Annotated in this window: 10 protein-coding genes; 1 reads left to right on the top strand and 9 read right to left on the bottom strand. The window is 64.1% G+C overall.

Features of this window, described 5'->3' with window-relative positions; all coding sequences use genetic code 11:
* Positions 1-49: 49 nt before the first annotated feature.
* The gene (locus tag AC5ZG1_RS27120; RefSeq protein WP_028165610.1) at positions 50-889 is read right to left on the bottom strand and encodes a tetratricopeptide repeat protein; all 840 of its coding nucleotides are present in this window, start codon (positions 887-889) and stop codon (positions 50-52) included.
* Positions 876-2,600 (bottom strand): dihydroxy-acid dehydratase, encoded by a 1,725-nt coding sequence (ilvD, locus tag AC5ZG1_RS27125; RefSeq protein WP_130226392.1) that lies wholly within the window; start codon positions 2,598-2,600, stop codon positions 876-878. The genes AC5ZG1_RS27120 and ilvD overlap by 14 nt, the downstream gene beginning before the upstream one ends.
* An 809-nt stretch (positions 2,601-3,409) precedes the next feature.
* On the opposite strand from ilvD, the gene AC5ZG1_RS27130 reads away from it, so the two are divergent.
* Entirely contained in the window at positions 3,410-5,611 is a 2,202-nt protein-coding gene (locus AC5ZG1_RS27130; RefSeq protein WP_496134591.1) for a lytic transglycosylase domain-containing protein, read from the top strand.
* Between the two features lie 259 nt (positions 5,612-5,870).
* Here the strand turns inward: AC5ZG1_RS27130 and AC5ZG1_RS27135 are convergent, their stop codons facing one another.
* The 7 genes from AC5ZG1_RS27135 to AC5ZG1_RS27165 form a co-directional block, all read right to left on the bottom strand.
* Positions 5,871-6,839 (bottom strand): tripartite tricarboxylate transporter substrate binding protein BugD, encoded by a 969-nt coding sequence (locus AC5ZG1_RS27135; RefSeq protein WP_496134592.1) that lies wholly within the window; start codon positions 6,837-6,839, stop codon positions 5,871-5,873.
* 27 nt (positions 6,840-6,866) lie between these two features.
* Positions 6,867-8,108, bottom strand: a complete 1,242-nt coding sequence (locus AC5ZG1_RS27140; protein ID WP_496134593.1) for a threonine synthase — start codon at positions 8,106-8,108, stop codon at positions 6,867-6,869.
* A gap of 18 nt (positions 8,109-8,126) precedes the next feature.
* Positions 8,127-9,548, bottom strand: coding sequence for a dihydrolipoyl dehydrogenase (gene lpdA / locus AC5ZG1_RS27145; RefSeq protein WP_130226389.1), 1,422 nt, complete (start codon positions 9,546-9,548; stop codon positions 8,127-8,129).
* Positions 9,548-9,733: a hypothetical protein gene (locus AC5ZG1_RS27150; RefSeq protein ID WP_130226390.1), complete on the bottom strand. Its 186-nt coding sequence runs from the start codon at positions 9,731-9,733 to the stop codon at positions 9,548-9,550. The genes lpdA and AC5ZG1_RS27150 overlap by 1 nt, the downstream gene beginning before the upstream one ends.
* 3 nt (positions 9,734-9,736) lie before the next feature.
* The gene (locus AC5ZG1_RS27155) at positions 9,737-11,101 is read right to left on the bottom strand and encodes a pyruvate dehydrogenase complex dihydrolipoamide acetyltransferase (RefSeq protein WP_496134594.1); all 1,365 of its coding nucleotides are present in this window, start codon (positions 11,099-11,101) and stop codon (positions 9,737-9,739) included.
* Positions 11,102-11,197: 96 nt separating this feature from the next.
* Positions 11,198-11,650 (bottom strand): nucleoside deaminase, encoded by a 453-nt coding sequence (locus AC5ZG1_RS27160; protein WP_028167549.1) that lies wholly within the window; start codon positions 11,648-11,650, stop codon positions 11,198-11,200.
* A 2-nt stretch (positions 11,651-11,652) separates the two neighbouring features.
* Positions 11,653-11,958, bottom strand: coding sequence for a DUF5076 domain-containing protein (locus AC5ZG1_RS27165; RefSeq protein ID WP_028167548.1), 306 nt, complete (start codon positions 11,956-11,958; stop codon positions 11,653-11,655).

Consider the following 11,958-nt stretch of genomic DNA (forward strand, 5'->3'; position numbering starts at 1 on the left):
GACGAGGAAGTGCGGCCTCCAGTCGAGGATGCAGGCGACCCAATCTTGGCTAGTCGCGGCGGCCCTGCACCCAGTGCTCGAGCATCTGCAGCGCCATCGCGCGGTCGTCGTCGGAGGCCTTGGCGAACGCGCGGTTATAGCTTTCCTTGATCCACATCTCGTCGGGAGCGGCGCTGTCGCGGGCGAGCGTCAGCCACATCAGGCCGCGGGCCCGCTGCGGCGGCAGCCGGTCGCCGTTGAACAGCATCTGTCCGAGCAGCGCTTGGGCCTGGTGCTGGCCCTTCTGGGCGGCAAGCCCGAGCCAGCGCGCGCCATAGCGGAAATCTTCCCGCGAGGCGTCCGGCGTTTTCAGATAGAGCCGGGCGAGGTCATACTGGGCGTCGGCATTGCCGAAATAGGAGGCGGCATAAGAGAACATCTCCCGCGCCCGGTCGGTGTCCGCCTTGATCTTCGAGTTCGGGATGCCGTTGAGGTAGTACCGCCCCAGCGCCACGAAGGCCTGGGCCACGATCGTCGCCTGCGGCGCCGAGGGACTATCTTCGGCATGCGCATTGGCGATGCGGCTGAAATATTCGAAGGCGCGTAGGTCATCTTGGGCGACACCGTCGCCCTCGGCGTACATCCGCCCGAGCTTCCACTGGGCGACGGGATGGCCGCCCTCTGCGGCAAATTGCAGCGACGAGAAGGAACTCGTGGAATTGGCGGCATTCGCCGTGGGCGGCGGAACCGCGATCCGCTTCAATCCGCCCCCAGCGCTGGGCTGAGGGGAAACCATCGGCAGCGTGGCGTCCGATGGATTGACCGGGGCGCCGTCGAACGCAAATCCAGGGCCCGCCACCGGAATGGCCCCCAAAATCAACGCAATAATCGTACGCTCAAATGTCCGCATAACACTGTTTCTCGTGCGCGCCACCTGGATGGGTGACCGCGCCATCCACCGCAGGCCCGACCTGCTGGGCATACTTCCACAGCGCACCAGATGTGTGGTTAGTCGCGCGAGGGGCCCATTTGGTCTTGCGTTCGGCGAGTTCGGCGTTGCTCAACTTTACGTTAAGAGTCCCGGCCACCGCGTCGATCTCGATGATGTCGCCGTCCTGCAACAGCGCGATCGGTCCGCCGATGGCGGCTTCCGGTCCGACATGACCGATGCAGAAGCCTCTTGTGGCGCCCGAGAACCGGCCGTCGGTGATCAGCGCGATCTTGCCGCCCATGCCCTGCCCGGTCAGCGCTGCCGTCGTTGCCAGCATTTCCCGCATGCCGGGACCGCCCTTCGGCCCCTCATAGCGGATGACGATGACCTCGCCTTCCTTATAGGTCCGCTTCTGGACCGCCTCGAAGGCGTCCTCCTCGCGGTCGAAGCAACGGGCAGGCCCGGTAAACTTCAAGTTCGACATGCCCGCGACCTTCACGATCGCTCCTTCCGGCGCAAGATTACCCTTCAAGCCGACGACACCGCCGGTGACGGTGATCGGCTTGTCCGCCGGACGAACCACGTCCTGATGCGGATTCCATTTCACGCTTTTGAGGTTTTCGGCGATCGTTCGGCCCGTCACGGTCAGGCAATCGCCGTGCAGGTATCCGTTATCGAGCAGCGTCTTCATCAGCAGCGGAATGCCGCCAGCTTCAAACATGTCTTTGGCAACATAACGGCCGCCCGGCTTCAAATCCGCGACGTACGGAGTCTTTTTGAAGATTTCCGCCACGTCGAACAGATCGAACTTGATGCCGCATTCATTGGCGATCGCCGGCAGATGCAGGCCGGCATTGGTCGAGCCACCGGAGGCGGCGACCACGGCCGCAGCATTCTCCAGGGATTTACGGGTGATGATGTCGCGCGGCCGGATGTTCTTGGCGACCAGCTCCATGATCTTCTCGCCGGCGGCGGCGCAGAACGCGTCGCGGATCTCGTAAGGCGCCGGCGCCCCGGCAGAATACGGGAGTGCGAGCCCGATCGCTTCCGACACGGTCGCCATGGTGTTGGCGGTAAACTGGGCGCCGCAGGCACCGGCCGACGGACAGGCCACACGCTCGATCTCGTCGAGATCGGCATCCGACATGGCGCCGACCGAGTGCTTGCCGACGGCTTCGAACATGTCCTGGACGGTGACCTGCTGGCCGCGGAAGTTGCCTGGAAGGATCGAGCCGCCATAGATGAAGATCGAGGGCACGTTGAGGCGGACCATCGCCATCATCATACCCGGCAACGACTTGTCGCAGCCGGCGAGGCCAACCAAGGCGTCGTAGGAGTGACCGCGCACGGTCAGTTCAACCGAGTCGGCGATGCATTCCCTAGATGGCAGCGACGAGCGCATGCCGTCATGGCCCATGGCGATGCCGTCGGTGACGGTGATGGTGCAGAATTCGCGCGGGGTGCCGCCGGCGGAGGCCACGCCCTTCTTCACCGCCTGGGCCTGGCGCATCAGCGAGATGTTGCACGGCGCGGCTTCGTTCCAGCAGGTGGCCACGCCGACGAACGGCTGGTGGATCTGCTCGGTGGTGAGCCCCATGGCATAGAGATACGAACGATGCGGGGCGCGCTCGGGACCCTCCGTCACGTGGCGGCTTGGCAGTCTGTTCTTGAGCTTGGTCTTGGCGTCCATCGCGAACCCAGTTTCCCTAGCCATCTCTGCCTTGACCCGGGAAATGGTGATCATCCCATCGCTTCGCGAGTGCCGTGGCTTTAGCCTTACAAAGCATCATTTCATGCAGGGGTGTGGCTAAAAAGCGGCGGGTGCAAGACCCGGCCAATTAAACGGTTAAATCTTAGAGAACTGTTGCCTCATCGCAACAAACGTTGCCCCTTAGCAACCATTTGGACCGGTTCCGGGCGCCTAGCAGGCGTTTTTAGGGCGCGCGAAAACCCAACACGGAAGACCGTCATCACGAAGGCCGGGTTTCGCTCGGTTCGACTCACGCTGCGATTCTCGCTTCGGAAAGCGGCGGTTCATAGCCACCAGAGGTTGACGTGACGCTATCCAGCCGCCGCCGCTTTCCAGATCAGCAAGCCCGGTGATTATCAGTCTCTGGTCAAGCGGGCGAACGACGCGAGGCCGGATTGAATTGAAATTTCGAATAGCGAAGAGGATGCGAGGTCCCGTTCTCGCGAGGCGATGTGCCCGAGGTTACACCTCGCTTCACCTCTCTTTGGCCAAGATTATCGGCTGAGTTCGCGCCGTTCGCGTCTGTTCGGTGGGAACATCATACGACAAACGCGACCATTGGCAGATGCGAAGTTCCATCTCGATCAATCCGCAATTCAACCGCGGTTAGAGTTCCATTCACTTCAGCGTTTTTTGCGCTCTGTGGCCTGAGCGCGACAGTTGTGAATCGACGCTGTGATAACCTTAGGTCACTCAAGCCGCACGGTTTGCGACTTGGTTTGTCTAATGGTTCGCAGGGGGACCATGGAATGAACCAGTGCTTACGTTCGCTGTCTTGTCTCCTCACGGTGGCTGTGCTCGCGCTGTTCTCGACGGATGCGACGGCGCGCTCGAGCCACAAGCAAGCGCACATCAAGAAGACGAGCGACGCGAAGGCGTCGAAGGCGCGCAACCAACGTGACGCCGCAGGCGGAAAACGCGGACGTGGCAAGCACGCCGATGCGCGCCGCAAGTCGAAGCAATCGAAGGATGCATCTGCGAAGGAAGCTGCTGCGCCGACGCCAGCACTGTCGGGCGATCTCGCGCTGGTGAAAGACGGGATCGATCTGGCGCGCAAGGCGAAGACGGAAGAGGCGACCGCCACCAGAGACAAGATCACCGACCCCGCGGGCCAGAAGCTGGTCGAATGGTACATCCTGCGCCACACGGAGACGACGGCGAATTTCAGCCGGTATGCGGCGTTCATGGCCGCCAATCCGGATTGGCCGAGCATGGCGCTATTGCGCCGCAAGGCCGAGGGGCGGCTGTGGCAGGAGCGCAGCGATGCGGCCACGGTTCATCGCTTCACCCGCGATCGGCCCACCAGCTCCAAGGGCAAATTCGCGCTGGCGCGTGTGCTCCTGACCGAAGGCGACCGCGATGGTGCTGCGCGTCTGGTGAGCGACGCCTGGCGCTCGGAGGAATTGTCGGATCGGCTGGAAGGCGACGCGTACGAGGTGTTCGGTGATCTCCTCACCCGCGAGGATCACCGCGCGCGCATGGACAAGCGGATCGGCGCCAAGGATCTTGCCGGCGCCAAGCGTGCGGCACAACGGCTCGGCAGCGACGAGCTTGCGATCGTGAAGGCGTGCGGCGCGGTGGCCGCGAAATCGAGCAAGGCGCTCGACCAGCTCAATGATGTCGCAACCGAGGCCCGCAAGGATCTCGGCTACACGCTTTGCCGCCTGCAGTGGCTGCTCGGCGAGAACCGCGTTGATGACGCGGCGGACCTGGTGCTATCGGCCGCGCCCGAGGCCATGGCGCTGCAGGACACCGATCAATGGTGGCGCGAGCGGCGCTCGCTGGCCCGCAAGCTGCTCGATCAGGGCAAGTTCCAGACCGCATACCAGGTTGTTGCGGCCGCCGCGCTGCCGGCCAACGAATATTACCGCGCTGATTTCCACTCCACGTGCGGCTGGATCGCCTTGCGCTATCTCAACGATCCCGTGACGGCGGCGACGCACTTCGCGCGCATCGACGAAGGCGCGGCCAATCCGATCGTGCTGGCGCGCGCCAATTACTGGCGCGGACGCGCCGCCGAAGCGCTTGGAGAAAAGGACGCGATGCGCGCCAGCTTTGAGGCCGCCGCGCGCTACCCGACCGCCTATTACGGACAGCTCGCGCGCGCCAGGCTGGGCCTTGATGCAATCGAGCTGCGGACGCCCTCGCCGGCCCCTGCCTCCGACGATATGGCGGCCGCAGACGAGCGCGTACGGGCCGCCGATATGCTCTACCAGATTGGCGAACGCGACGTGGCGCTGTATTTCGCCACCGATCTCGGCGAGCAGAGCACCGACGTCGCCACGCTTAACGCGCTCGGCGAGCTTACGGCCCGTCGCAACGACGCGGCCGCCATGCTGCAACTCGGCAAATCGGCGCTCGGGCGCGGCCTTGCGCTCGAGCGCTATGCCTTCCCAACCATCGGGATCCCCAACCACACTCAGGTCGCGCCCGAGGTCGAGCGCAGCGTGATCTATTCGGTGGCCCGCACCGAGAGCGCCTTCGACCAGCGCGACAAGTCGCCGGCCAATGCGGTCGGACTGATGCAGGTGACGCCGGAAGCCGGCCGTGACACCGCCAAGCGCTTCGGCGTGACCTATGACTGGGACCGGACGGTTTCCGATCCCGTCTACAACACCCAGATGGGCGCGGCCGAACTCAGCGCCCTGCTCGCGGATTACAAGGGTTGTCACATCATGACCTTCGCCGGCTACAACGCCGGCCGCGGTCGCGTGCGCGATTGGGTGAAAGCCTATGGCGACCCGCGCGATCCGAATGTGGATCCGGTCGATTGGGTCGAGCGCATCCCGATCTCCGAGACGCGCAACTATGTGCAGCGCGTGATGGAGAATTTGCTGGTCTACCGCGCGCGCTTTGGCAGCGGCACGGCGGTGGCAACGAAGACCGATCAGCGCGTGGTTACGCAGGAAACAAACGCCGCAGCGACCGCGCCGGCAGGCGCGGCGCAGTGATTCCCTTGCGGCTCGCACTGTACCAGCCCCTCATGGTGAGGAGCGCGCAGCGCGTCTCGAACCATGAGGCCCCGATCTCGCCCGCGGCCATCCTTCGAGACGCCTGCTTCGCAGGCTCCTCAGGATGAGGATCTCACATGCGGCAGGGCGCGAGCTTCGTAGCCCGGGTGGAGCGTCAGCGTAACCCGGGGCCGCTCGTACACGTGGATGGAGCTGTCCCGGGTTGCGCTTCGCTTCACCCGGGCTACCGACTACAACGTCAATCCACCTTGACGTCGGCGGCTTTGATCATCGGCCACCATTTTGCGATCTCGGCCTTCTGCCAGGCGCCGAGGGCTTCGGGCGTGAGCTGATTCTTCGGCGGCATGCGCAGGCCGAGGTTTTCGAGCTGTTTTACGACCACGGGATCGTTCAGCGCCTCCACCGCGGCAGCATTCAGCTTGGCGACAATCTCCTTCGGCGTGCCCTTGGGCACCCAAAGGCCGGACCACAGCGTCATGTGGAAGCCCGGCAGACCGGCTTCATCGGTGGTTGGGACCTCGGCCGCAGAGTCGACGCGCCTGTCGTCGGTGACGGCATAGGCGCGGATGGTGCCGGCGCGAACCTGGTTGATCGAGTTGGAGGTCTGATCGATCATGATGTCGATCTGCCCCGCAACGAGATCGTTCAACGCCGGCGCGGTGCCGCGATACGGCACATATTGCAATTTGATGCCGGAGACGGTCTCGAAATAGAGCCCGGCGATGTGGCTGCCGGAGCCGGCGCCCGCAGTGCCGGCGGTCGGCGGCGACGGTCGCGACTTCAGCCAGGCCAAGAGTTCGCTTAGCGATTTGGCGGGGATCGCGTTCTTGCTGACGATGATCATCGGATTGCTCGGCAACAGCACCACCGGTTCGAGATCGGCGACGAGGTCATAGCCGAGCTTGTAGACGGCGCCGTTGGCGACATGCGTGCCGAGATGGCCGAACGAGATCGTGTAGCCGTCCGCCGGCGAGCGTACTGCGCGGCCGACGCCGATCGAGCCGCCCGCTCCCGTGACGTTCTCGATCAGGAGCGTCTCTCCTAGCGAGGCCTTCATCCGCTCGGCGAGGATACGCGCCATCGCATCCGACGGCCCGCCGGCGGAGAACGGCACGATGATAGTGATCGGATGCGAAGGATAGTTCTGGGCGACGGCGGCGCCGCACCATGTCAACACCGCAAGGAACGCCAAGACTACCTTTCGCATCGCCTACTCCATTCGAAAATGTCCGGCTTAGAATTGCGCGAAGTCGATCGGCTTGAAACGATCGAGCGTGCGCGTGACCGGCGGCAGCGGGTACTTAAGACCTGTCGCGCAATTGAACAGCATCACGCGATCGTTTTTCATGACGCGTCCGTCGGCGAGGCTCTGCTTGTAGGCCGCGTAAGTGGCCGCGCCCTCGGGGCACAGCAACAGCCCCTCCTCCCGCGCGACTTCGCTCAGCGCAGCAGAAATCTTCTCGTCTTCGACCGCAATGGCGAAACCTTTGCTCTCGCGGACCGCGCGCAGGATTAAAAAATCTCCAATCGCCTGCGGCACGCGGATGCCGGAGGCGATGGTGTGCGCGTCTTCCCAGCGCGTCGCGTGCTCGGTGCCTGCTTCAAAAGCACGCACCATCGGCGCGCAGCCGGAGGCCTGCACCGCGACCATGCGCGGGCGCTTGCTGCCGATGAAGCCGATCGCCTCCAGTTCGGCAAAGGCCTTCCACATGCCGATCAGGCCGGTGCCGCCGCCAGTCGGATAGAAGATCACGTCGGGCACGTCCCAGCCGAGTTGTTCGGCGAGTTCGAGCCCCATCGTCTTCTTGCCCTCGATCCGGTACGGCTCCTTCAAGGTCGACGTGTCGAACCAGCCGACCTTGGCCTTGCCCTCGCCGACGATCTTGCCGCAATCATCGATCAGGCCGTTGACGCGGTAAACGGTCGCGCCCTGCAACTCGATCTCGCTGACATTCACTTCCGGCGTGTCGGCCGGGCAGAAGATCGTGGTCTTGATGCCGCAGGCGGTGGCGTAAGCGGCGAGCGCGGCACCGGCATTGCCGTTGGTCGGCATCGCCATGTGCTTGATGCCGAGCGCCTTGCCCATCGACACCGCCATGACGAGGCCGCGCGCCTTGAACGAGCCGGTCGGCAGCCGCCCCTCGTCCTTGACGATGATCTCGCCGCCGCCGAGCCTGGCGCCGAGTTTCGGCAGCCGGATCAACGGCGTCGTCACCTCGCCGAGGCTGACGATGTCCTTGCATTGGCGCACCGGCAACAATTCGCGATAGCGCCACATGTCGGCGGGACGCTGCTTCAGCGCATCCTTGCTCAGCGCCTTCTTCACGCCCTCGAGGTCATAGCGCACCAAGAGCGGCTTGCCGGCCTTGGAGAGGTTGTGCACCTGGTCGGCGGGATAGTGATCCCCCTCCATCGCGCATTCGAGATGGGTGACGAAGGTCGGGCGTTCGATGGTGAGATTGTCGTTGTCTTTCACGGTTCGCCGTCCCTCTCGTTACATGTTGAGGACGCGCCCGTAGGCGTCCAGCACCGCTTCCTTCATCATCTCCGACAGTGTCGGATGCGGGAAGATGGTGTGCATCAGCTCTTCTTCTGTCGTCTCGAGGTTCATCGCGATCACATAGCCCTGGATCAGCTCGGTGACCTCAGCGCCGACCATGTGCGCGCCGAGGAGCTGGCCGGTCTTCTTGTCGAAGATCACCTTGACCATACCCTGGTCCTCGCCGAGCGCGATCGCCTTGCCGTTGCCGACGAACGGGAAGCGGCCGACACGAATGTCGCGTCCGGCTTCCTTGGCCTTGGCCTCGGTCATGCCGACGGACGCCACCTGCGGATAGCAATAGGTGCAGCCCGGGATCATGTTCTTGTCCATCGGGTGCGGATGCAGGCCCTTGATCGCCTCGACGCAGACGATGCCTTCATGCTCGGCCTTGTGCGCGAGCATCGGGGGACCAGCGACGTCGCCGATCGCATAGATGCCGGGGACGTTGGTCCGGCAGAAGCCATCGATCGCGATGATGCCGCGCTCGGCCTTCACGCCGAGCTTCTCCAGCCCGATGCCTTCGACATTGCCGACCACGCCGACGGCGGAGATCACGCGGTCAAACTCCATGGTCTGCGGCTTGCCCTTGCCGTCGTCGATGGTCGCGACCACGCTGTCGCTCTTCTTGTCGAGCTTTGTCACCTTTGTGTTGGTGAATATCTTGATGCCCTGCTTCTCGAACGCCTTGTGCGCGAATTTCGCGATTTCGGTATCCTCGACCGGCAGGATCTGCGGCAGCACTTCGACGACCGTCACCTCCGCGCCGAGGGTACGGTAGAACGAGGCGAACTCGATGCCGATCGCGCCGGAGCCGATCACAAGCAGTGATTTCGGCATCTTGTCGGGGACCATCGCTTCGAAATAGGTCCAGACCAGCTTCTTGTCGGGCTCGAGTCCCGGCAGTACGCGCGGCCGCGCGCCGGTCGCGATGATGATGTGTTTTGCCTGGTAGGTGCCCTCGCCGAGCGCGCCCTTCGGCGCCTCGACGGAAGACTTCTTGACCGTCAGCTTGCCTGGCGCATCGATCGTCGCTTCGCCCCAGATCGTCGTGATCTTGTTCTTGCGGAACAGGAAGCCGACGCCCTCGTTGAGCCGCTTCACCACGTTGCGCGAGCGCTGCACCACCGCCTTCGGATCGAACGAGATGTTGTCCGCCGACAGGCCGTAATCCTTGGCGTGCTGCATCAGATGATAGACTTCCGCCGAGCGCAGCAGCGCCTTGGTCGGGATGCAGCCCCAATTGTTGCAGATGCCGCCGAGATAGGCCTTCTCCACCACAGCGGTCTTGAAGCCGAGCTGCGCGGCGCGAATCGCGGTGACGTAGCCGCCGGGGCCAGCGCCGATGATGATAACGTCGAAGGAAGTGTCAGCCATCACAAATCCGATCTAGCCAGAGCAACCAGGAATCCGGTCCATCCAAGCGCAAGCAGCCCGGCGCCGCCCAGCATCATCCGGAACTGGGTGGTCGATGCCAGATCACGCGCACGGACGATCAGCGCAGCAATCGCCAGCGCTATTGCGAGAACATAGGGACCATAGAGCAATGCGTTGGAGGTCACGCATCACACCATCATCATGACGGGGTTTTCGATGAGCTGCTTGAAGGCGCCGATCAGCTCGGCGCCGAGCGCGCCGTCGATGGCGCGATGATCGCAGGACAGCGTCACGCTCATGATGCTGGCGATCTCGATCTTGCCGTTCCGCACCACGGGGCGCTCCTCGCTGGCGCCGACGGCCAGGATCGTCGCATGCGGCGGGTTGATCACGGCGGTGAAGTGATTGATGCCGTACATGCCGAGGTTGGAGACTGCCGTGGTGCCGCCCTGATATTCCTCCGGCTTCAATTTCCGCGAGCGGGCTCGGGCGGCGAAGTCCTTCATCTCGCCGGAGATGACCGACAGCGTCTTGGTCTCCGCTCTCCGGATGATCGGCGTGATCAGGCCGCCCGGCATCGCTACCGCAACGCCGACGTCGGAATGCTTGTGCTTGACCATGCCGCCTTCGGTCCAGCTCACATTGCAGTTCGGTATCTTCTGCAGCGCGACCGCCATCGCCTTGATGACGAAGTCATTGACCGAGAGCTTGTAGAGCGGCTTCTTGTCGGCGTCCTTCGGCGCGGCGGCGTTGATCTCCTCGCGCGCGACGAGCAGCTTGCCGATGTCGCAGTCGATCGTCAGATAGAAATGCGGGATCTGCTGGATCGACGCGGTGAGGCGCTGCGCGATGGTGCGGCGCATGCCGTCATGCGGCACGATCTCATACGAACCCGGCTCGAACAGCGCGAGGATCTGCTGGTCTGACATCGACGGCGCGATGGACGGCGTCGCGCTGGGCGCGGCCGGCGGCGCCTTCAGGCCCTTGCCGGACCTCGCCTCCTCGACATCGCGCGCGACGATGCGGCCGTGCGGGCCGCTGCCGTTGATGCGCCCGAGCTCGATGCCGGCTTCCTTGGCAAGGCGTCGTGCCAGCGGTGACGAGAAGATGCGGGCGTGACCGTTGCCTCGGGGCGCCGGTGCTGCGGCTTGCGGCGCTGGTGCTGCCGCAGGCGCAGCAGCTTTCGGTGCCGGCGCTGGTTGGGCGGGAGCCGGCGCTGGCGCCGGTGCCGGAGCGGGCTTTGCGGCAGGCGCCTCAGCGGCTTTCGGCGGCGCAGCTCCGGCGCCGCTTGCGGCCGCCTTCACGTCCTCGCCGTCGCCGGCCAGCACCGCAATCACGTCATTGACCGGAACGTCCTGCGTGCCTTCAGGCACCAGGATCTTGGCGATGGTGCCCTCGTCGACCGCCTCGACTTCCATCGTCGCCTTGTCGGTCTCGATCTCCGCGATCACGTCGCCGGACTTGACCTTGTCGCCCTCCTTCTTGAGCCATTTGGCCAGATTGCCCTTCTCCATGGTTGGCGACAGCGCGGGCATCAGGATGTTGATGGGCATGGTGACCTCACAAAGCTAACTTTTGCATGGCGGCTTCCGTCGCGTGAGGAAACCAGCCGGAATCGTCTGGGCGGTTCGGTATGGGCAGAGGACGCCTCAATTGCCGATATCGCCCTGCCAGGTGCGCTCGTTGGCGGGATCCGAGCGCCAGTTCTTCATCATGTCGATCGACCTCGTGTCGGCGAGATCGATGAAGGGGATACCGAATTGCGTCAGGATGTCCTTGCTGCCCGGGAACGTCACGGACTCCCCGATGACGAGCAGCTTCAGCTTGAACAATCCGATCGCACCGGCGCACATCGAGCATGGCGACAGCGTCGTGTACATGACCGTATCATGGAACGAGATCAGGCCGGCGTCGCGCAGGCACGACATCTCGCCGTGCAGGATGACGTTCTTCTCCTGCATCCGCCGGTTATGGCCGCGCGCGACGATCTTGTTGTCGCGCGTCAGCACCGCGCCGATCGGCAAACCGCCCTCGGAGATGCCGATCTCCGCCTCGCGGATCGCCTCCGCCATGAAGTCGTAGTGGTATTGCTCGACGGTCACGATCAATGCCCCTGTTTCGATCGCGGCGTGGTGCTGCCCGGATCGGTCGGCCGCGCGACCTCAGCCTGGAACATGTCGATGATGCGAGCGAGCGCCTCTTCCTCGGTGTACTCGCTCTCGCGCGCATAGGCGCGTGCGGCATGACGGGCGATGTCGACCAGCATCAGGCCCCACATATCCGGCTCCTCGAAGGCGCGCTGGAAGGCGATCGAAAGCCCGCCGTCGACGACAAAGGCGCGCAGCACCTCGATCGCGTCGTCGCGACCCATCACGTCAGGCGGTAGCGGCTGTTCCTGCGGGCCCGTCAT

It is taken from the genome of Bradyrhizobium sp. Leo78, assembly GCF_059512425.1.

What these genes read in the sequence shown, in the direction of transcription:
- lpdA (WP_130226389.1), bottom strand. Translation starts at nt 9,548, where the DNA reads ATGGCTGACACTTCCTTCGACGTTATCATCATCGGCGCTGGCCCCGGC.
- AC5ZG1_RS27155 (WP_496134594.1), bottom strand. Translation starts at nt 11,101, where the DNA reads ATGCCCATCAACATCCTGATGCCCGCGCTGTCGCCAACCATGGAGAAG.
- AC5ZG1_RS27135 (WP_496134592.1), bottom strand. Translation starts at nt 6,839, where the DNA reads ATGCGAAAGGTAGTCTTGGCGTTCCTTGCGGTGTTGACATGGTGCGGC.
- AC5ZG1_RS27165 (WP_028167548.1), bottom strand. Translation starts at nt 11,958, where the DNA reads ATGACGGGCCCGCAGGAACAGCCGCTACCGCCTGACGTGATGGGTCGC.
- AC5ZG1_RS27120 (WP_028165610.1), bottom strand. Translation starts at nt 889, where the DNA reads ATGCGGACATTTGAGCGTACGATTATTGCGTTGATTTTGGGGGCCATT.
- AC5ZG1_RS27130 (WP_496134591.1), top strand. Translation starts at nt 3,410, where the DNA reads ATGAACCAGTGCTTACGTTCGCTGTCTTGTCTCCTCACGGTGGCTGTG.
- ilvD (WP_130226392.1), bottom strand. Translation starts at nt 2,600, where the DNA reads ATGGACGCCAAGACCAAGCTCAAGAACAGACTGCCAAGCCGCCACGTG.